The organism is Microbulbifer variabilis, assembly GCF_023716485.1.
GTDB classification, from domain to species: domain Bacteria; phylum Pseudomonadota; class Gammaproteobacteria; order Pseudomonadales; family Cellvibrionaceae; genus Microbulbifer; species Microbulbifer variabilis_B.
This window is the reverse complement of record NZ_CP092418.1, coordinates 2,739,305-2,758,881: the sequence shown is the minus strand read 5'-3', so window position 1 is coordinate 2,758,881 and position 19,577 is coordinate 2,739,305. Positions and strand designations below refer to the sequence as shown.

Sequence of the window (19,577 nt, the reverse complement as noted above, 5' to 3'; positions counted from 1 at the left end):
ACTAGCTGCCGGATACTATCACTGGGCTAAGCGCTCCAGCACTTCGCTTATTTCCTGTAGCTTGCGGTCGGCGCCCTCTTCATCAAGGCTGAAGTTCAGCTGGTTGGCGCCGGCCAGCTGGTAGCGTCCCGGCTGTGTTTGCACCAATTTCACCAGGGTGAGGGGGTCTACTTGGGTATTTTCGGCAAACTCGATGCGGCCTCGAGCGGCGGAGGCTTCCAATTTGCGAATGCCCATTTTATCGGCCTTCAGTTTTATTTCGGTGGTGCGGAACAGGTGTTTGACCGGTTCTGGCAGTAGACCAAAGCGGTCGATCATCTCCACCTGTAACTCCTTCAGTTGTTGGCGATCAACGGCATTGGCGATACGTTTGTACATCATTAGGCGGCCATGGACATCCGGCAAGTAGTCCTCTGGAATCAGCGCCGGTACCCGCAGATTGACATCTACAGCCGGGGACTCCAGGGGGTCGTCGATATTGGGAGTACGCCCCTCGCGAATGGCTTTCACCGCGCGGTCGAGCATCTCCATATACAGGTTGAAGCCGACACTCTGGATTTGCCCGCTCTGTTCCTCACCAAGTAACTCGCCGGCGCCGCGGATTTCCAGATCGTGGGTGGCCAGGGTGAATCCAGCCCCAAGATCCTGGGCTTCACTGATTGCTTCCAGCCGCTTGACCGCGTCGCCAGTCATTGAGCGTTTGTTGGGGGTCAGCAAGTAGGCATAGGCTTGGTGGTGGGATCGCCCCACACGACCACGCAGCTGGTGCAGCTGGGCCAGGCCAAATTTGTCTGCGCGTTCGATCAGTATTGTGTTAGCAGTTGGGACGTCGATACCGGTTTCGATAATGGTGGTACACACCAAAACATTAAAGCGCTTGTGGTAAAAGTCACTCATGACCTGCTCCAGTTCGCGCTCACGCATCTGACCGTGACCGATACCGATGCGGGCCTCGGGAATCAGCTCCTGTAATTCTCGGGCGATACGCTCAATGCTTTTCACTTCATTGTGCAGGAAATACACCTGGCCGCCACGGAGGATCTCCCGCAGTATGGCCTCCTTCACCAGTGCATCGTCGCGCTCGCGCACGAAAGTTTTTACAGAGAGGCGTCGCGCCGGCGGCGTGGCGATGACTGATAGATCGCGAATGCCGGCCATTGCCATATTTAAAGTGCGCGGGATCGGTGTGGCGGTTAGGTTGAGGATATCCACTTCGGCGCGCAGGCTCTTGAGGCGCTCTTTCTGGCGTACCCCAAAGCGGTGTTCTTCGTCGATAATCAGCAGTCCGAGATTCTGAAAGTCCAGGTCGCTCTGTAGAAGTTTATGGGTGCCGACAAGGATATCCACTTTGCCACTGGCTACCTTCTCTTTCACGCTGTCCACTTCTTTGCCTGAACGGAAGCGGGAGATCACTTCAATATTGATGGGCCAGTCGGCGAAGCGATCTTGGAAAGACTGGAAATGTTGCTGCGCTAACAGAGTGGTGGGTACCAGCATGGCCACTTGCTTGCCGGCATGGGCGGCGACAAAGGCCGCACGCATAGCGACTTCGGTTTTACCAAAGCCCACATCGCCACACACCAGTCGGTCCATGGGCTTTTTGGACCGCATGTCGCCAATCACGGCTTCAATGGCCTGCTGCTGGTCTGGTGTTTCCTCGAAGGGGAAGCCGGCTGAAAATTCTCTATAAGCCAGCTTGGGGTCGGCAAAAGCGTGACCGACACGGGCTTCACGACGAGCATAGATATCCAGGAGTTCGGCAGCGGCATCACGAACTTTTTCGGCGGCTTTGCGCTTGGCTTTCTGCCACTGTTCGCTGCCCATTTTATGCAGTGGAGCCAGGGCTTCATCGGCACCGGAGTAACGGCTGATCAGGTGCAGGCTGGCTACGGGAACATAGAGCTTGGCTTCATTGGCGTATTCCAGAGTCAAGAACTCGGCAGGCTGTCCATCGATTTCCAGGTGTTGCAGGCCGCGGTAGCGTCCCACTCCTTGATCGATATGCACTACCGGGGCGCCGATACGCAATTCCGCCAGGTTTTTGACTGCATTGTCTGCATCATCTTTGGCTTTTTTGCGGCGGCGCTGTTGTAGCACCCGCTCGCCAAATAACTGCGGTTCCGCGATCAGGTTGACGGCTGGATCAGTCAGTAACAGGCCCTGATCCAGGGGCGCTACGGTGATCCCGATGGATTCACTGCTTTGGAGGAATTCTTCCCAGCTGGCATAGGTTGGGGGATTCAGGCGAATACCTTTTAAAAGCTCCAGTAATGCCTCACGGCGCCCACTGCTTTCGGCACAGAAGAGCACTCGCCCGGAGTACTCCATCAGGTAACTTTCCAGGGCGGCCATTGGCTGCTCAGCCTTGCCGTCTACCGGCAGGGTTGGAGGCATTTGGGTGGCAAAGTTGTAATTGCCCTGGGCATCGGGCAGCGTCTCTGCAGAGAAGATGGCCCTTGGCATCGATTTGAGCGCGCCATTGAATTCATCGATATCCAGCAGAATCTGGCGTGGTTGAAGAATTGGGCGGGTCAGATCGCCACGGCGGCTCTCATAGCGGTTGCTGACCTCGCGCCAAAAGCTATCAACAGGTGCTTGCACATTTCCTTGGATAAAAGCCTGGCTGTTCTCGGGAAGGTAGTCGAATAGGCTCGCGCAATTGTTATCGAAAAATAGTGGCAGGTAGTATTCGATACCCGCTGGGGCAATTCCTGCACTGATATCCTGGTAGATGGGCACAAGACTGGGGTCTACCTGGAATTGTTCATGCCAGTTCTGCAGAAAGCCGGAAAGACCGGCCTTGTGCATTGGGAACTCTCTCGCGGGCAGCAGGTGAATAGTTTCCACCTTATCCACTGTGCGTTGGGTTTCTGGGTCAAAGGTGCGCAGGGATTCAATTTCATCGTCGAATAGATCGATGCGATAGGGCAGTGGACTGCCCATAGGGAAAATATCCATGAGTGAGCCGCGCACGGCAAACTCACCGTGTTCATAGACGGTATCTACACAGTGATAGCCTGCCTGCTCTAACAGGCGACGCTGGATATCAATGTCAAATTGTTGCCCCTCATTGAGGATCAGCGCATTGCCGGCTACGTAATCACTTGGCGGCAGGCGATGCATTAAGGTGCTCACGGGCACTATGACGATACCGCTCCCCATTTGCGGCAGGCGGTAGAGGGTTGCCAGGCGGTCCGAGATAATATCCTGGTGTGGGGAGAAGGTATCGTAGGGGAGAATTTCCCAGTCTGGAAAATGAAAGATCTCAAAGTCGCCCTCTGAGGCTGCATCTCTCCGCGCTTTGTTAAAAAATTTCAGCTGTACCTCTAAGCGGTGCGCCTCGAGGCTGTCACGAGTGATCAGCAGTGTGGGGGATTGACTGTTGCGAGCAGCATTCAGAATGGCGAGTGCGGCCGCTGCGCCGTGAAGTTGTCCCCAGAATTGCCGGTCGGTGGTGCTGTGAAATTTGGGGGGAGTCAGGGGCTGTATATCGGTCATCGTTCCTTAAATATCCGCGCTTTCATTTGCTGTAGTGCCAGGGGCGGCTATTGTAGCCGCGATCGGATCGGGCTGCAGTCTATGATATCTGTGCCTGTGGTTTCGATCTCAAACGGCTGCAATTTTTGGGGGATTGCGTATCGTGAGGGCTTGTGACAACAAAAAGGTAGTTTTACTACATTTTTTTGGTTTTTTTTTGCGCAGTTGCGTAGCAGCGGGTGAATACTGATAATGCGCAGCCATGCGGCCCCGAGTGGTTTGTGGGCCGTGATTTCCTGCCTATTAAACACATTGCAGAGGTGTCCGATAGTGACTCAGAAGCGACCGAAGCCCGCGGACTTTTTCAAGGACTGGAAACAGCGTGAAGCACTGGCTGAATCCATGATCCCGATGATTGGAAAGCTCAACCGTGAGAGCAACGTCGGTATTTATATGTACGGCCGCAACCTGGTTAATCGCTCAGTGCTGAGCATTATGAAAGCGCACCGTTTCGTGCGTCAGGTTGAGGAAAATGAACTCTCCGAGTTTGAAACCTTCCCTGTATTGGAAGCCATCTGCAAGATGGAGCTGGGTCCCGTACATATCGACCTGGGAACCATGACCAACAAGTACATGCGCGACGATCGCGGCTTGTCTGTGGATGAGTTTGTACGTGAAGAGCTGTCCGACGCAGCGGGTGCCGGCAAGCCTCTGCCTGAATCCAAAGATGTTGTGATCTACGGTTTTGGTCGTATCGGCCGTCTGGTTGCCCGCCTGTTGATCGACAAGGCCGGTAGTGGTGACGTTCTGCGTCTGCGCGCTATCGTACTGCGCAAGGGTAAGGCCCCCAACGATCTGGTGAAGCGCGCTTCTCTGCTGCGTCGCGACTCCGTACACGGCGCTTTCCAGGGCACTATCCGTGTAGACGAGGAAACCAACTCCCTGATCTGTAACGGTAACGAAATCAAGATCATCTACGCCAACTCCCCGCAGGAAGTGGATTACACCCAGCACGGTATCAACGATGCAATTATCGTTGACAGTACCGGTGTATGGCGCGATGAAGAAGGCCTGAGTCAGCACCTGCAGAGCCCTGGCGCTTCCAAGGTGCTTCTGACTGCGCCGGGCAAGGGCGATATCAAGAATATCGTTTACGGTATCAACAGCAGCGATATCAAGCCGGAAGACAAGGTGCTGTCTGCCGCTTCCTGTACCACTAACGCCATTGTGCCTGTCCTGAAGGCGATGATGGACGGCTACGGTGTTGAGCACGGCCACGTAGAAACCGTACACGCCTACACCAACGACCAGAACCTGATCGACAACTATCACAAAGGTGAGCGTCGCGGTCGCGCTGCAGCGCTGAACATGGTTCTGACTGAAACTGGTGCTGCCAAGGCGGTTGCCAAAGCGCTGCCAGAGCTGAAAGGTAAGCTCACCGGCAATGCAATTCGTGTTCCGACCCCCAATGTTTCCATGGCGATCCTGAACCTGAATCTGGGTAAAGAGACCACCAAGGAAGAGCTGAACGAATACATGCGCGATGTGGCACTGCACTCGTCACTGCGTCAGCAGATCGATTTCACCAACTCCCCGGAAGTGGTATCCAGCGATTTTGTTGGCTCCCGCGTTGCCTGCGTATTCGATTCCACTGCGACTATCGTGGATGGTAAGAACGCAGTGCTCTACTGCTGGTACGACAACGAGTTCGGTTATAGCTGTCAAGTGGTTCGCTGCTTGGAAGATATGGCTGGTGTTCGTTACGAGTTGTTCCCTAAGAAAGACTAAGGCGTCAGCTTAAGGTCTGCAGGTCGGCTCTTTGGGCTGACTATGAGGGTGGGGCGGCAGTCACAGCCGTCCGCCCACATCTTTCCAAATCCCTGTTTTTTCAGTAGAAATTTCCCATCTTAGTGCCACTTTGGACGCTTCCAGACTGGTAAAGCTTTTGCCCCATCTTTATAATGCGCGCGATTTTGCGGGGCGGCCGTGCGCCGAGAAGTTAGCGCGCACAACCTTTAGTTAGCTTCCTTCCGCCCGGTCTACGGGTGAAACGGCATAAGCCCTCGCAGCACAGAATTCCACAGTATGGCTCGCCAGTCCGGGATTGACTGTTTTTCAGTTTGAACCTGGGCGGGTGGGCTTTATTGCAATTTTATAAACTAGAAACTTAGGCATAGGCGTATGAGAAAGATCCGTCGGGGATTGGACTTACCCATATCCGGCGCGCCCGAGCAGGTCATCCACAAAGGACCTGCGATCAAGACCGTTGCTGTTCTCGGCCCCGATTATCACGGGATGAAGCCGACAATGGCAGTGGCTGTAGGGGATCGCGTCAATCTTGGTCAGCTACTGTTCAGTGACAAAAAAACCGAAGGCGTGCGCTACACCGCGCCGGCCGCCGGTCGTGTTGTTGCTATCAATCGCGGTGCTCGCCGTGTTCTGCAATCCGTTGTGATTGGCATAGACGGCGATGCAGCAGAACAGTTCCAGAGCTATAGCGTAGATAAGCTATCTGGTCTGACGCGCGAACAGGTCGTTGAGAACCTGGTTGAATCCGGTATGTGGACCGCATTGCGTACCCGCCCGTTCAGCCGCGTGCCCGCTTTGGATGCTAAACCGGAAGCGGTGTTTATCAATGCGATGGACACCAATCCTCTGGCTGCCAACCCAGAAGTGGTTATTGCCGAGAATCCCAAAGCCTTCTCTCAGGGCGTTGAGATTCTTTCCAAGCTGGCGGAAACCACTTACGTCTGTACCGCTCCTGATGCAGATATCCCCGTACCGAGCGCTGCGAATATTCGCCGCGAAGCTTTTGCCGGCCCCCACCCGGCTGGCCTGTCCGGTACCCATATCCACTACTTGAACCCGGTTTCCGGCTCTCGCAGTGTATTTACCATTAATTACCAGGATGTGATCGCCGTAGGCAAACTGTTTACCACCGGTAAACTGTTCACCGATCGCGTTGTTTCCCTGGCCGGCCCTCAAGTTAAACAGCCCCGACTTGTGCGCACTCGTCTCGGCGCCAGCCTGGAAACTTTGACTTCCGGTGAGTTGAAAGGTGATAACGACCGCGTTATTTCCGGCTCCGTATTTGGCGGCAGCACTGCTGAAGGTCCTTTGGGTTACCTGGGTCGTTACCATAATCAGGTATCTGTGCTGGAAGAGGGTGGTGAGCGTCCTTTCCTGCACTATCTGCGTGCCGGTAACAAGCGCTTCTCCGTTTTCCCGATTTACCTTTCGCGCCTGTTCAAGAACAGACTGTTCAACTTCACCACCAGTACTAACGGTTCCGAGCGTGCCATGGTACCGGTCGGCACTTATGAGAAGGTCATGCCGCTGGACGTACTGCCGACCCAGCTACTGCGCTCCCTGATCGTGGGTGATACCGCTATGGCCCAGAAACTGGGTGCTCTGGAGTTGGATGAGGAAGATCTGGCGCTGTGCACCTTTGTGTGTCCGGGCAAGTACGAATACGGCCCCATTTTGCGGGACAACCTGACCCGTATTGAGAAGGAGGGGTAAGTATGTTGCGTAAATTCCTCGATTCCATCGAACCGAAATTCCACAAAGGCGGCAAGTTCGAAAAGTTCTATGCCCTCTTTGAGGCCATTGATACAGGCTTGTTCCAGCCGGCTGATAAAACCAAGACCACCTCTCATGTGCGCGATGGTATCGACCTGAAGCGTATTATGATCACCGTGTGGGCTTGTGCGATGATCCCTGCCTTCTACGGTATGTGGAATATCGGTTTCCAGGCCAACACTATTCTGGAAGGTATGACCAATCCGGATCTGTCCGGCTGGCGTCACGCCATTATTGGTGCTCTGACCTCCTATAACCCTGCGAGCCTGTGGGACAACTTTGTCTACGGAGCCATGTACTTCCTGCCGATTTATGCGGTCACCTTTATTGTGGGTGGTATCTGGGAAGTGCTGTTCGCCGCTGTGCGCGGTCACGAAGTGAACGAAGGTTTCTTCGTAACCTCCATTCTGTTTGCCTTAACCTGTCCGCCGGATCTGCCTCTGTGGATGGTGGCTATGGGCATCAGCTTCGGTGTGGTGATCGGTAAGGAAGTGTTCGGTGGTACCGGCAAAAACTTCCTCAACCCGGCACTTACCGGTCGTGCGTTCGTATTCTTCGCCTATCCGGCAGCGATGTCTGGCGATGCAGTTTGGACTGCGGTTGACGGTTACACCGGCGCTACCGCGCTGTCTGTCATGGCCAGTGAAGGTATCCAGAACGGTATCGTGAATGCTGCGGTTGGCCAGGTAACCTGGTTCGACGCTTTCTTCGGCAAGATACATGGTTCCATCGGTGAAACTTCTACCCTGGCTATCCTGATTGCCGGTGTAATTCTGATGGGCATGAAGATCGCCAGCTGGCGCATCGTAGCCGGCACTCTGCTGGGTATGATGGCCACCGCATTTATGTTCAACATGATCGGTTCCGAAACCAACCCGATGTTCCAGGTACCCTGGTACTGGCACCTGGTGGTGGGCGGTTTTGCTTTCGGCCTGATCTTTATGACCACTGACCCGGTTTCCGCTGCTATGACCAACACTGGTCGCTGGTGGTACGGCATCCTGATCGGGGTGATGGTTGTCCTGATTCGTGTAGTGAACCCGGCCTTCCCGGAAGGCATGATGCTGGCGATCTTGTTCGCTAACCTGTTCGCTCCGCTGTTTGACCACTTTGTGGTGCAGTCCAATATCAAACGGAGGTTGGCACGTGGCTAATAAAGATTCCGTAACCGGTACTCTGATTGTCGCGCTGGTAATGTGCCTGGTTTGCTCTGTGGTGGTTTCCACTGCGGCGGTAATGCTGAAGCCTGCCCAGCAGGCGAATGCCGAGCTGGACATGAAGCGCAACGTACTGATGGCTGGTGGCCTGCTGAAGGACTCTCGCGCTAACAAAGCGGAAGTAGAGAAAGCCTTCGCCGATGTGAAGATCAAATACGTTGATCTGAACACCGGTAAGTTCACCGATGAAGCGCCGGCTGGCGGCAGCGGTCGCGCTGCTTCCAAGATTCCTTCTGCCAGTGAGAGACTGCCGGCAGATGAGGACACCGCCAAGATTATCCGTCGGGAAAACATTAAAGAGGTTTACCTGGTAGAGAAAGACGGCCAACTGGACAAGATCATTCTGCCTGTCCGTGGCTACGGACTTTGGGGTACCTTGTACGGCTTCCTCGCGCTGGAGAGCAACCTAGACACCGTAGCGGGCCTCGGCTTCTACGAGCACAAGGAAACCCCCGGACTGGGTGGCGAAGTGGACAACCCTAACTGGAAAGCCCAGTGGGTTGGTAAGCAAGTCTTCAACAAGCAAGGCGACGTAGATATCGCTGTGATCAAAGGCCAGGTTAACCCCAACAGCCCGAATGCGATTCACGAAGTAGACGGCCTGTCCGGTGCAACTCTGACCAGTAAGGGCGTTAGTAACCTGGTGAACTTCTGGCTGGGTAACCAAGGTTATGGTCCCTTCCTGAAAAACCTGAAAGCAGGGGAGGCATAAGCATGAAAATCAAAGAGACTCTGCTAGAGCCGATTTTTAACAACAACCCGATCGCACTGCAGATCCTGGGCATCTGTTCTGCACTGGCTGTAACCAGCTCGCTGCAGGTAACCCTGGTAATGTGTATCGCTCTGACCTCGGTTGTGGCCTGTTCCAACGTTGCGGTATCTCTGATCCGCAACCAGATCCCGAACAGCATCCGCATCATCGTTCAGATGACCGTGATTGCCTCATTGGTAATTCTGGTGGACCAGTTGATCAAGGCATTGGCATACGACATCTCCAAGCAGTTGTCCGTATTCGTTGGCCTGATCATTACCAACTGTATCGTAATGGGTCGTGCGGAAGCCTTCGCTATGAAGAACCCGCCGCTGCCCAGCTTCTTCGATGGTCTCGGTAACGGTCTGGGCTACAGCGTTATCCTGATTGGTCTCGCGGTAATCCGTGAACTGTTCGGCGCTGGCAAACTGTTCGGTGTAGATATCCTGACCACCGTGAGCAACGGCGGCTGGTATATCCCCAACGGCCTGCTGTTATTGCCGCCCAGTGCATTCTTCCTGATCGGCCTGTTCATCTGGGCAATCCGCGCCTGGAAGCCTGCCCAGGTTGAGCAAGACGAGTTCAAGATTGCGCCTAATTCCCAAGCGCAGGAGGCCTAATCCATGGAACATTATATTTCTTTGATTATCCGCGCCGTTTTCGTTGAAAACATGGCGTTGGCCTTCTTCCTCGGTATGTGTACCTTCCTGGCCGTATCGAAGAAGATCGAAGCTGCGATTGGCCTGGGTGTTGCGGTTATCGTGGTACTGACTCTGACAGTACCGGTGAACAACCTGATTTACACCTACCTGCTGAAAGACGGTGCACTGGCCTGGGCCGGTTACCCCGACGTGGACCTGAGCTTCCTCGGCCTGCTGTCCTACATCGGCGTAATTGCGGCACTGGTACAGATCCTGGAGATGTTCCTGGATAAATATGTACCAGCGCTCTACAACGCCCTGGGTGTATTCCTGCCGCTGATCACCGTGAACTGCGCCATCATGGGTGCCTCCCTGTTCATGGTTGAGCGCGAATACGCGTTCGGTGAGAGTGTTGCCTACGGTTTCGGTGCCGGCCTCGGTTGGGCACTGGCGATTACCGCTCTGGCCGGTATTCGTGAAAAGCTGAAGTACAGTGACGTTCCGGATGGCCTGAAAGGTCTGGGCATCACCTTCGTAACCGTTGGTCTGATGTCCCTGGGCTTCATGTCCTTCGGCGGCATCGATATCTAAGCGGGGAAAACAATAGAATGAGTATTGAAATTATCCTCGGCGTAGCGATGTTTACCGTCATCGTACTGGCGCTGGTGGCGGTGATCCTTGCGGCCCGCTCGCGCCTGGTAAACACCGGCAACGTCAACATTTTGGTTAACGGTGAGAAGACTCTCACCGTGCCAGCCGGCGGCAAGCTGCTGCAAACCCTGGCTGCCAATAACCTGTTCCTGGCCTCCGCCTGTGGTGGCGGCGGCAGCTGTGCGCAGTGTGTGTGTAAAGTGACTGCGGGCGGTGGCGATATGTTGCCGACTGAAGCGGCTCACTTTACCCCGCGCGATGCGAAAGAAGGCAAGCGTCTTTCCTGTCAGGTTGCGGTTAAGCAGGACATGGAAATCGAAGTGCCGGAAGAGGTATTCGGAGTGAAGCAGTGGGAGTGCACTGTGGAATCCAACCCCAACGTTGCCACCTTCATTAAGGAGCTGACCTTGCGTCTACCCGAAGGCGAAAACGTTGACTTCCGTGCTGGCGGTTACGTACAGCTGGAAGCCCCAGCTCACCACGTTAAATTTGCCGACTTCGAAGTAGAAGACCAGTACCGCGGTGACTGGGAGCACTTTGGCTTCTTCAAGCTGGAGTCCAAGGTGACCGAGCCTGTGGTTCGCGCTTACTCCATGGCTAACTACCCGGAAGAAAAAGGTGTTGTTAAGTTCAACATCCGTATCGCGACTCCGCCGCCCCGTACCGAGGGTATCCCGCCGGGTCAGATGTCTTCCTATGTATTCAGCCTGAAGCCGGGTGACAAGATCAAGGTGTACGGACCCTTCGGTGAGTTCTTTGCCAAGGAAACCGACAACGAGATGGTGTTTATCGGTGGTGGTGCCGGTATGGCGCCGATGCGTTCACACATCTTCGACCAGCTCAAGCGTCTGAATTCCAAGCGCAAGATTAGCTTCTGGTACGGCGCGCGTTCTCTGCGCGAGATGTTCTACGAAGATGACTACAACGGTCTGGCTGCTGAGTTTGATAACTTCAAGTGGCATGTGGCCTTGTCTGATCCGCAACCGGAGGACAACTGGACGGGTTACACCGGTTTCATTCACAACGTGGTGTATGAAAACTACCTGAAGGACCACCCGGCTCCGGAAGACTGTGAGTACTACATGTGTGGGCCACCCATGATGAACGCCGCAGTAATCAGCATGCTCAAAGACTTGGGCGTAGAGGATGAAAATATCCTCCTTGATGACTTCGGTGGTTAAACGGAGAGCTTAGTTTGCTAAACGCAATCAAAGCCCCGATAAAAGCAAAAACAGGGCCCGTTCTTCCGGCCCTGTTTTTGCTTTGGGCAACTGTAATTTTCACTGCCTGTACTCCTGCAGCGGAAAACTGGCAGCTTAGTGGCCGCACCATGGGGACCACTTATCACATCACTGTTGTCGATGTACCGCAAAGCCTAAAGCGTAGCGAGCTGCAAGCGTTAATTGACGATGAGCTGCAGCAGGTCAACCAGGAGATGTCCACCTATATCGAGGACTCGGAGTTGATGCGTTTCAACCGCGGTCCTGTAGGTGAGGCCATCCCGGTCAGTGAGCCGCTGGTAGATATTGTGGCGCTGTCCCTGGATATTTATCGACGCAGTCAGGGTGCCTTCGAGGTTACTGTTGGCCCATTGGTTAACTTGTGGGGATTTGGTCCCCAACCAGAGCCTGAGAAAATTCCTTCCGATGCGGAGATAGCCGGCCTGCAAAAGGTAGTCGGCTCCGATGCACTTAAAGTGACCCGTAAACCGGATACGATCACTCGCCAGAGACCGGTAGAAATTGACCTTTCGGCTATCGCCAAGGGGCACGGCGTCGACCGGGTTGCACTGTTGCTGGAGCAGCAGGGAATTCGCAACTACTTGGTCGAAATCGGCGGTGAACTGCGTACCCAGGGTGTGAATCCAAAAGGTAAGACCTGGGTAATTGGTATTGAAGCGCCTGACTCGTTCGGCCAGATGGTTCAACAGCCCATTGGTGTTAGTGGTAAGGCGGTGGCTACCAGTGGTGATTACCGGAATTACTATGAACGCGACGGAGTACGCTATGCGCACAGTATCGACCCCCGCACTGGTCGACCGTTACAGCACAAGCTGGCCTCGGTAACAGTGCTGGCAGATACCTGTGCTGAAGCGGATGGCCTTGCTACCGCTCTCAATGTACTTGGGGCTGAAGAAGGGTTGGCTTTGGCCGAACGTGAAAACCTGGCTGTTTTCATGCTGGTAAAAACTGATAAGGGTTTCGAGGAACGCTATAGCCGCGCCTTTGCACCCTACTTAGAGAGGTCTGAGTAATGACAATATTTATCTTTGCTTTTATTGCCATGCTGTTAGTAGTTGCCGGAATGGCACTCGGCGCCATGGTGCAAAATAAGCCACTAAAAGGCTCCTGTGGCGGCCTGAATAATATCGGCATGAAGCAGGACTGCACCATTTGTGGTGGCAACGACGACGAATGCGAAAAAGAGCAAGAGCGTAAGCGTCAGCAAAAGGTTGCCGCTGAAGACCTCGCTTACGACGCGACTAAGCGCAAGTAAGCAATCTCTCCCAAGCCCGTAATTAACGGGCTTGTTGTTTTATATCATTGGCACCTTCTGTGCTGATTTTAGTATTGAGTGTGAGGCATTCTTAAATCTCATACTCCGTTTTGGAAAAATAGAATTAGAGCTATAGATGGCAGAGCAAAAGTTTGACTTGGTTGTAATTGGTTCTGGTCCCGCTGGTGAGGCCGCCGCAATGAGCGCCGCGAAAAAAGGCATGCGTGTCGCAGTGATTGAAAAACGCCAAGTAGTGGGCGGTAACTGTACCCATAAGGGCACCATTCCCTCCAAAGCTCTGCGCCACTCTGTCAAACAATTAATGCGTTATAACACTCAGAGTGTTTTTCGTGCTTTGGGTGAACCGCGCCGCCTAACCTTTCCTCAGGTGATGCAAACGGTCAATAAAGTGATTTCCTATCAAGTGGAAATGCACACCTCTTTTTATGCGCGTAATCGGGTTGAGCTAATCGTTGGGGCGGCAAATTTCCGCGATGCGAATAGTGTAGAAGTACAGCTGCCCGATGGTGCCACAGAAATTGTCACCGCGAAAAAATTTATTATTGCCACGGGTTCCCGTCCATATCGCCCCGCAGATGTGGACTTTGATCACGAGCGTGTCTACGACAGCGATATGATTCTGGATATGCAGCATACGCCGCATTCCATCATGATCTACGGCGCCGGCGTGATTGGCTGTGAATACGCTTCTATTTTCGCTGGTCTTGGTATCAAGGTAGATTTGATCAATACCCGCAGTAGCCTGTTGGAATTTCTGGATGATGAGATCTCTGATGCCTTGAGTTACCACTTGCGAGATATGGGCGTTACCGTTCGCCACCAGGAGGAGTATGCGCGTGTGCTCCCCAATGATCAGGGCGTGATTATGGAAATGCAATCAGGTAAGCGTATCCATGCAGACGCGCTGCTCTGGTGCAATGGTCGTACAGGTAATACCAGCTCCCTGGGCCTGGAAAATGTCGGCCTCGAAGCGAATCACCGCGGCCAGTTAAGCGTAGATGATCATTACTGCACGGAAGTGGATAATATCTTTGCGGTGGGCGATGTTATTGGTTGGCCGAGCCTTGCCAGTGCCTCCTATGACCAGGGTAGGGCGGTAGCAGCAGCCATTGCCGGCCGCGGGCACCGTGTCATCGAGGATGCGCCCACTGGTATTTATACCCTGCCGGAAATTTCCTCAGTAGGAAAAACAGAATCCGAACTGACAGCCGCCAAAGTACCCTATGAGGTGGGGCGTGCGCTCTTTAAACACACTGCACGCGCACAGATCTCTGGTGAGCGCGTGGGCATGCTCAAGATCCTGTTCCATATTGAAACCCGTGAAATTCTCGGCATTCACTGTTTTGGTGCCGAAGCGGCAGAGATTGTGCATATTGGTCAGGCTATCATGAAGCAGCCCTCGCCAAATAACACCATCGATTATTTCGTTAACACCACATTTAATTACCCCACCATGGCAGAGGCCTACCGTAGTGCCGCACTGGATGGTCTCAACCGGGTTGCAAGATTATGACAGAGCCCTCTCCCCATGAATTTCAGGAGTTGGTAAAGGGATTTTTTGAAAAGATCCCTTTTAATCAGCAGATTGGCCTTGAAATGCGCTCCCTAGACCTAGAGGCCCTTACTCTTTCCGCCGGTTTTCAACAACGTCCGGAGTTGATAGGTAACGTCTGGACGAATATTTTGCACGGCGGCGTAATTGCCACCGCTCTGGATACCGTCGGTGGCCTTACCGCAATGGTTGCTGCATATCAGCGCATGGGGGATCTGCACTGGAAAGAAAAAGCCGATCGCCTTTCTAAGCTGGGTACGGTAGATATGCGCGTGGATTATTTAAAGCCCGGAAGGGGGGAGCACTTTCTCTGTGAAGGCTCGATTTTACGCACGGGCAATAAACTCGTGGTTGCGCGTATGGAGTTGAGTAATGACCGGGAAGAATTAATTGCTACTGGGACTGCGACATTTCTCTACTGATGCCCCCTTGGATTAGCTGCAAGAACTGGCTTGCAGTTAATGTGGTAAGCTGAAATGCTTTTGTAAATTGCAAGGGGCCATTGTGAAAATATTACGATGTGAAAGCATCATGTACCTGAGGTGGCTCAATTATTTGATGAATACAGGGTATTTTGTGGCTATAAATCGGACTTAATTGGAGCTGAGTCTTTTCTGGGCAACTTGATCGACAGTCAGACTTCCACACTTTTTATAGCGATAGATTCCGAGTGTTCTGAGGTAATGGGTTTTGTGAATCTTTATCCCAGCTTTTCTTCCCTTGCTCTTACACGCCTGTGGATTTTAAATGACTTAGGGGTTTCAAGCCGCTATAGGGGGAGGGGCGTTTCTAAAAAGCTGATCCAGGTTGCGATAGATTTTGCCAAGAAAACTCAGGCCATTCGTATTGAACTTAAAACAGAGAAAAGAAACAATCGCGCACGTCAATTATATCAGTCTTTAGGTTTTGAGATGGACTGTGAAAATATTTACTACAGAGTACCCTGTTAAAAAGCAACGGGTCTTTTAGCAAAGAGTGAGAAAAGGACTTAAAGCACAGCCGTTTTTAGAGGCCATGCCTGGGGCTCAATCTAATCTAATGGACTGCTAATCCCACGTTCATGTACGCCAATCACGTGTGTGTAGATCATCGTAGTACTTATATCATTGTGACCAAGAAGCTCTTGAATATTGCGAATGTCTGCACCCGATCGTAATAGGTTGGTAGCGAATGAATGCCTGAAGGTGTGACAGCTTGCTTTTTTTCGTATACCCAAGGTTGAAATAGCCCTGGCAACTGCACGCCTTATCTGTTGTTCTCCAATATGATGCCTTCGTATGAGATCGCTACGAGGATCGAGAGAGCGCTCTCTAGCAGGAAATATATATTGCCAAACGGGGTTGGTGGCAGCCTTTGGGAACTTTCTGGCTAGCGCAAATGGGAGATAGACCTCGCCATATCCTTCAACGAGATCCTGCTGGTGGAGCGAGAGGGCATAGCGAATTTGGGCCCTTAAAGGTTCAATAAGAGATTTAGGTAGTAAGGTCCTTCTCCACCTTTCACCTTTGGCTTCACGTACGAATAAGCACTGCTCTGTAAAATCAATGTCTTTCACCCGAAGCCGCACCGCTTCCATGACCCTAAGACCGGAACCGTACATCAAAGATGCAGCAAGCTTTGCCGGGCCAGTAAGCTGCCCCAAAATATCTGTCGCCTCCACATGGCTGAAAACCACCGGCAGCCGCCTGGGGCGGTGGCTGCTGTGAAATTTAAGCTCACCTAGTTCAAGGCCCATAAACTGCTTGTATAAAAATACGACTGCATTCAAAGCTGTTTTCTGGGTATTGATTGATACGGATCGGTTCGTTGCCAAATGACTGAGCCAGTTATTCACTTCAGCCTTGCTTAACACTTCTGGGTGGCGCATCTGATTAAAGCGAATAAAGTCTTTAATCCAATAGCAATAGGTTTGCTCGGTTTTGTATGCCAAATACTTTGATCGCATGAAAGTTCGCAATCGATCCATAAATCGAGAGGAGCTTTTGGGGATCGGTATAGGAATGTCATCCATTTAAACACACCCAACTCTGGTTATATATACAGTCTTGCAAAAAATATGACCAGATGCGAGCTGAAATTTCGGTCATCGTGACCGTTATTTTGATAGGTTTAGCAAATATGCTCAAAAAATCATTAAATACAATGAGTTACGTAAAGTGGTATATTTAAGAATAGTGGTCGTAGTGACCATTTTTCCATATTGCACCTTCGTATCATTTTTGTATAACTATATGATTTTAAAGTGATTCAAAGGGGGCTGTCGTGGGATTGCTTCTGAAATAGTAATCAGGATAATAGTGGTCATGATGATCACTATATAAATTTATTGGTCGCTCGCTCCAGTTTTGTGAGGGTTCCGTTAAGAATAGCAGATGATTATTGAGGTGCTGTATAAAAAAACAGTATTGGCGGGGGAGCCCATAGTCAACGGTTCGACCTTCGTGTAAGCTTCGAAGCTTCAGCGACGCTCGCATAACGAAGTTGATGCGGACGGCGCAGCCGCTTCGAAGCAAGGCCGCGAACCTAGAGCTGCTAATTTCTCTCTCCGAATCTTGGTAGACAGTAGCAAGAAAGATATTTGTAGTGGATTTGTACACAATGCCACGAGCAACAAATAACAACCCGATGATGCGGAAACCTAAAAGTTGTCATTCCCTTTGCTTACGCAAAGGTACCGCCAACTTCCTTAACGGTTCCGCATATCTATTTTCGTTATTGGTCGCTCGCTCCAGTTTTGTGAGGGTTCCGTTAAGAATAGCAGATGATTATTGGGGTGCTGTATAAAAAAACAGTATTGGCGGGGGAGCCCATAGTCAACGGTTCGACCTTCGTGTAAGCTTCGAAGCTTCAGCGACGCTCGCATAACGAAGTTGATGCGGACGGCGCAGCCGCTTCGAAGCAAGGCCGCGAACCTAGAGCTGCTAATTTCTCTCTCCGAATCGTGGTAGACAGTAGCAAGAAAGATATTTGTAGTGGATTTGTACACAATGCCACGAGCAACAAATAACAACCCGATGATGCGGAAACCTAAAAGTTGTCATTCCCTTTGCTTGCGCAAAGGTACCGCCAACTTCCTTAACGGTTCCGCATATCTATTTTCGTTAAGTATTCACCATGAAAGAAATAAGTGCAGAAGAGTACGAACTGCTAGGTCTCTTTGAGCGGGAGCCTGAAAGGCAGGGGCTAGATGACTTATGGTTGTTTGATGATTCAGTTTATACCGCAACTCAAGAAAATCTGAAACTAACGGTTGCTATTCATCCGTATCATAAAGATGTTCGCATAATACTATGGCTAGGCGACAGAGAAGTTTACGAATATTCTGCGATGGACGTCCAGGATATAAAAGTGCATAAAGATAGCTTGCGTATAGATATAAATCCTAATCAGGCTATCAATATAAACATAAGGCCTTTAATTGACATTAAACATGAAGCCACAAAAACTTAACAAGCAAAGGCAGTCGGACGGCTGCGCCGCTCGCTGCTTTGGGCGTTATGAGTCCGAATGAATAGGTTTCATTGTGAATGAGAAATTCAATATATTTCTATCAAGCTTATTTATTCTCGTCGTTGTAATTGGGCTGTCAATTTTCGCCGGTGTTGCATACATCTATACACTTTGCGGTCTTTCGGTGTGGGCTGTGATCGGTCACTTGGTTACATTAGATGATGATATGCCGGGAGAGTGGAGCAACATGGAGGGTTCACCCGAAGTTTGGCGTAGATCAAGAGTCGAGCTTTTAATAAAGTCCTTAGTAATGTTTGCTCTCCTTGTAATCACGATGGCTTTTCCAGGCTTGGGAGAATACGGTGCCCACTGAAATCGCGGAAATTCATAACAATGCCAGGCAATGAAGCTCCGGGCCTGTGGCCCTCCGCGGGACAGCTTATCTTGTGCACCTTTTGCACAGGTCGCTGCGCTCCCATTTTTGCGCAAATGGCGCACAAGGTAAGCTGCCCCTGCTGGCGGCGTTCAATTCTATAAGGAAGATCGTGAAGTATTTGATATCAATATTTCTGCTATTCGTATCTAGTTACTCGTTCGCTTGTAAGTGCGTTCCAGGAGGTATGGATAAGTGGTACTCTGATTCTATAGAAGTGGCTCATGTGAAGATTGTCGGAACCTCTTTGGAAAACGACCCTGAAAGGGATAAAGAACGGGTTAGGATCAAGTATCAAGTTATTGAGCAGTTCAAAGGTGACGATTCTGAAACTGGCCATGTATATGAAGGTCTTCATAACTGTGCTCTAGGAGTAAGAACTGGAGCAAAGTATATTTTTTACATCAGAGAACATAGGCTTATCTCCAGGTGTGGAGGTAGCCAAATGATTTATGACTGGACAGATAAAGGAAAACTAATTCTGGAACAGTTACGAGATAAAGAATTGAACAAGGGCCAGCAACGGACCGCAAAACCTGTCACTTAAATTGCATTCGCAATTACGTGCCAGGCTCTGCGGCCGCTGTGGCCGGCGTTATATTTCGCAAGGACCAAGCCATGAATATTAAATTTGGAAATTTGGGGGTAGTCTTCGGTGGCTTGGCTCTCATGCTTGCTCTCGTACATTTTTGGGGTGGCCCATTTTCACCACAACCAACAATGGAAACAGTAGTAGCAGAGAAAGCGGCTTCACTGAGGCAAGCGGCCATTGATGCACTTAGCGGAAAGAAAGTAGTAGAAACCACTTATAGAAAGAAAATCGATGCTGATTCCATTATTAATATAGTGACAGCTATTCTGGGAGGTATAGCGCTAATTCTAGGAGTAGTTTCATTTACACAAAAGGAGCCAACTCGAGTTGCCGGAGGAGCTGCAATCCTTGGTGTAAGTGCCATAGCATTTCAATTTATTGCAATGGCGGTAATGGTACTGCTCGCAATCCTACTAATTAGCGCAGTGCTTTCAAGCATCGGAGTGGGGTAAATATAACAATCGCAGGCAGTGAAGCTCCGGCCCTACGGGCCTCCGCGGGACGCCCAACGCTGTGCACATATTGTGGCGGTCAATTTTTAGATAGTTTGTAGTTGCTGTAAGTAACAATCTCTACCTGAACAAACTTCACCAAAGAGTTCTCCTGCAAACTGGTACCTCAGTTTCGTTCAAGTGCCTTCGTTTTAAGCCAACAAATTCTGCAAGTTAGCTGCCGCATTGTAGAGTGCCAGTCAGATAGTTAATTGGTGGGGAA

18 protein-coding genes are annotated in these 19,577 nt (G+C 51.4%); 16 read left to right on the top strand and 2 right to left on the bottom strand.

The features are described 5' to 3' along the window. Nucleotides 1-18 precede the first annotated feature (18 nt). Complete coding sequence (gene mfd, locus MJO52_RS12315; protein ID WP_252081956.1) at nucleotides 19-3,498, bottom strand: transcription-repair coupling factor; 3,480 nt, start codon at nucleotides 3,496-3,498, stop codon at nucleotides 19-21. A gap of 306 nt (nucleotides 3,499-3,804) precedes the next feature. Between mfd and MJO52_RS12310 the strand changes: the two genes are divergently transcribed. The 12 genes from MJO52_RS12310 to MJO52_RS12255 all read left to right on the top strand — a co-directional run bounded on the left by MJO52_RS12310 (nucleotide 3,805) and on the right by MJO52_RS12255 (nucleotide 15,338). Further along, a complete protein-coding gene (locus MJO52_RS12310; protein ID WP_435583645.1) occupies nucleotides 3,805-5,265 on the top strand; it encodes a glyceraldehyde-3-phosphate dehydrogenase in 1,461 nt (486 codons plus the stop codon). A gap of 393 nt (nucleotides 5,266-5,658) precedes the next feature. Beyond that, nucleotides 5,659-6,999 carry a Na(+)-translocating NADH-quinone reductase subunit A gene (locus MJO52_RS12305; RefSeq protein ID WP_252081955.1) on the top strand — a complete coding sequence of 447 codons (1,341 nt, stop codon included), beginning with the start codon at nucleotides 5,659-5,661 and terminating at the stop codon, nucleotides 6,997-6,999. Between the two features lie 2 nt (nucleotides 7,000-7,001). Beyond that, nucleotides 7,002-8,213 carry an NADH:ubiquinone reductase (Na(+)-transporting) subunit B gene (locus MJO52_RS12300; protein WP_252081954.1) on the top strand — a complete coding sequence of 404 codons (1,212 nt, stop codon included), beginning with the start codon at nucleotides 7,002-7,004 and terminating at the stop codon, nucleotides 8,211-8,213. After that, complete coding sequence (locus MJO52_RS12295) at nucleotides 8,206-8,988, top strand: Na(+)-translocating NADH-quinone reductase subunit C (RefSeq protein WP_252081953.1); 783 nt, start codon at nucleotides 8,206-8,208, stop codon at nucleotides 8,986-8,988. Before MJO52_RS12300 ends, MJO52_RS12295 begins: the two co-directional genes overlap by 8 nt. 2 nt (nucleotides 8,989-8,990) lie before the next feature. Then, the gene (locus MJO52_RS12290; RefSeq protein ID WP_252081952.1) at nucleotides 8,991-9,647 is read left to right on the top strand and encodes an NADH:ubiquinone reductase (Na(+)-transporting) subunit D; all 657 of its coding nucleotides are present in this window, start codon (nucleotides 8,991-8,993) and stop codon (nucleotides 9,645-9,647) included. A 3-nt stretch (nucleotides 9,648-9,650) separates the two neighbouring features. Then, nucleotides 9,651-10,259, top strand: a complete 609-nt coding sequence (gene nqrE / locus MJO52_RS12285) for an NADH:ubiquinone reductase (Na(+)-transporting) subunit E (RefSeq protein ID WP_020413086.1) — start codon at nucleotides 9,651-9,653, stop codon at nucleotides 10,257-10,259. 17 nt (nucleotides 10,260-10,276) lie between these two features. After that, a complete protein-coding gene (gene nqrF, locus MJO52_RS12280) occupies nucleotides 10,277-11,500 on the top strand; it encodes an NADH:ubiquinone reductase (Na(+)-transporting) subunit F (RefSeq protein ID WP_252081951.1) in 1,224 nt (407 codons plus the stop codon). A gap of 14 nt (nucleotides 11,501-11,514) precedes the next feature. Next, nucleotides 11,515-12,573, top strand: a complete 1,059-nt coding sequence (locus MJO52_RS12275) for an FAD:protein FMN transferase (RefSeq protein WP_252081950.1) — start codon at nucleotides 11,515-11,517, stop codon at nucleotides 12,571-12,573. Beyond that, nucleotides 12,573-12,815 carry a (Na+)-NQR maturation NqrM gene (gene nqrM, locus MJO52_RS12270; protein ID WP_252081949.1) on the top strand — a complete coding sequence of 81 codons (243 nt, stop codon included), beginning with the start codon at nucleotides 12,573-12,575 and terminating at the stop codon, nucleotides 12,813-12,815. Before MJO52_RS12275 ends, nqrM begins: the two co-directional genes overlap by 1 nt. Before the next feature lie 136 nt (nucleotides 12,816-12,951). Next, complete coding sequence (gene sthA, locus MJO52_RS12265; protein ID WP_252081948.1) at nucleotides 12,952-14,349, top strand: Si-specific NAD(P)(+) transhydrogenase; 1,398 nt, start codon at nucleotides 12,952-12,954, stop codon at nucleotides 14,347-14,349. Further along, the gene (locus tag MJO52_RS12260) at nucleotides 14,346-14,810 is read left to right on the top strand and encodes a thioesterase family protein (protein ID WP_252081947.1); all 465 of its coding nucleotides are present in this window, start codon (nucleotides 14,346-14,348) and stop codon (nucleotides 14,808-14,810) included. Before sthA ends, MJO52_RS12260 begins: the two co-directional genes overlap by 4 nt. Nucleotides 14,811-14,930: 120 nt before the next feature. Next, nucleotides 14,931-15,338: a GNAT family N-acetyltransferase gene (locus MJO52_RS12255; protein ID WP_252081946.1), complete on the top strand. Its 408-nt coding sequence runs from the start codon at nucleotides 14,931-14,933 to the stop codon at nucleotides 15,336-15,338. Between the two features lie 80 nt (nucleotides 15,339-15,418). Here MJO52_RS12255 and MJO52_RS12250 read toward each other — a convergent pair whose 3' ends face one another. Then, the gene (locus MJO52_RS12250; protein ID WP_252081945.1) at nucleotides 15,419-16,399 is read right to left on the bottom strand and encodes an integron integrase; all 981 of its coding nucleotides are present in this window, start codon (nucleotides 16,397-16,399) and stop codon (nucleotides 15,419-15,421) included. Nucleotides 16,400-17,502: 1,103 nt separating this feature from the next. On the opposite strand from MJO52_RS12250, the gene MJO52_RS12245 reads away from it, so the two are divergent. The 4 genes from MJO52_RS12245 (at nucleotide 17,503) to MJO52_RS12230 (ending at nucleotide 19,315) form a co-directional block, all read left to right on the top strand. Further along, nucleotides 17,503-17,838 (top strand): hypothetical protein, encoded by a 336-nt coding sequence (locus MJO52_RS12245; protein ID WP_252081944.1) that lies wholly within the window; start codon nucleotides 17,503-17,505, stop codon nucleotides 17,836-17,838. Nucleotides 17,839-17,911: 73 nt separating this feature from the next. Then, a complete protein-coding gene (locus MJO52_RS12240) occupies nucleotides 17,912-18,211 on the top strand; it encodes a hypothetical protein (protein ID WP_252081943.1) in 300 nt (99 codons plus the stop codon). Nucleotides 18,212-18,458: 247 nt separating this feature from the next. Beyond that, nucleotides 18,459-18,818 (top strand): hypothetical protein, encoded by a 360-nt coding sequence (locus MJO52_RS12235; RefSeq protein WP_252081942.1) that lies wholly within the window; start codon nucleotides 18,459-18,461, stop codon nucleotides 18,816-18,818. A gap of 71 nt (nucleotides 18,819-18,889) precedes the next feature. Then, nucleotides 18,890-19,315 carry a hypothetical protein gene (locus MJO52_RS12230; RefSeq protein WP_252081941.1) on the top strand — a complete coding sequence of 142 codons (426 nt, stop codon included), beginning with the start codon at nucleotides 18,890-18,892 and terminating at the stop codon, nucleotides 19,313-19,315. The last annotated feature ends 262 nt before the right edge of the window (nucleotides 19,316-19,577 follow it).

Coding starts and splice junctions, on each gene's coding strand:
- mfd (WP_252081956.1), bottom strand. CDS start 3,498: ATGACCGATATACAGCCCCTGACTCCCCCCAAATTTCACAGCACCACC.
- MJO52_RS12305 (WP_252081955.1), top strand. CDS start 5,659: ATGAGAAAGATCCGTCGGGGATTGGACTTACCCATATCCGGCGCGCCC.
- MJO52_RS12300 (WP_252081954.1), top strand. CDS start 7,002: ATGTTGCGTAAATTCCTCGATTCCATCGAACCGAAATTCCACAAAGGC.
- MJO52_RS12290 (WP_252081952.1), top strand. CDS start 8,991: ATGAAAATCAAAGAGACTCTGCTAGAGCCGATTTTTAACAACAACCCG.
- nqrE (WP_020413086.1), top strand. CDS start 9,651: ATGGAACATTATATTTCTTTGATTATCCGCGCCGTTTTCGTTGAAAAC.
- nqrF (WP_252081951.1), top strand. CDS start 10,277: ATGAGTATTGAAATTATCCTCGGCGTAGCGATGTTTACCGTCATCGTA.
- nqrM (WP_252081949.1), top strand. CDS start 12,573: ATGACAATATTTATCTTTGCTTTTATTGCCATGCTGTTAGTAGTTGCC.
- sthA (WP_252081948.1), top strand. CDS start 12,952: ATGGCAGAGCAAAAGTTTGACTTGGTTGTAATTGGTTCTGGTCCCGCT.
- MJO52_RS12260 (WP_252081947.1), top strand. CDS start 14,346: ATGACAGAGCCCTCTCCCCATGAATTTCAGGAGTTGGTAAAGGGATTT.
- MJO52_RS12250 (WP_252081945.1), bottom strand. CDS start 16,399: ATGGATGACATTCCTATACCGATCCCCAAAAGCTCCTCTCGATTTATG.
- MJO52_RS12245 (WP_252081944.1), top strand. CDS start 17,503: ATGAAAGAAATAAGTGCAGAAGAGTACGAACTGCTAGGTCTCTTTGAG.
- MJO52_RS12235 (WP_252081942.1), top strand. CDS start 18,459: ATGGATAAGTGGTACTCTGATTCTATAGAAGTGGCTCATGTGAAGATT.
- MJO52_RS12230 (WP_252081941.1), top strand. CDS start 18,890: ATGAATATTAAATTTGGAAATTTGGGGGTAGTCTTCGGTGGCTTGGCT.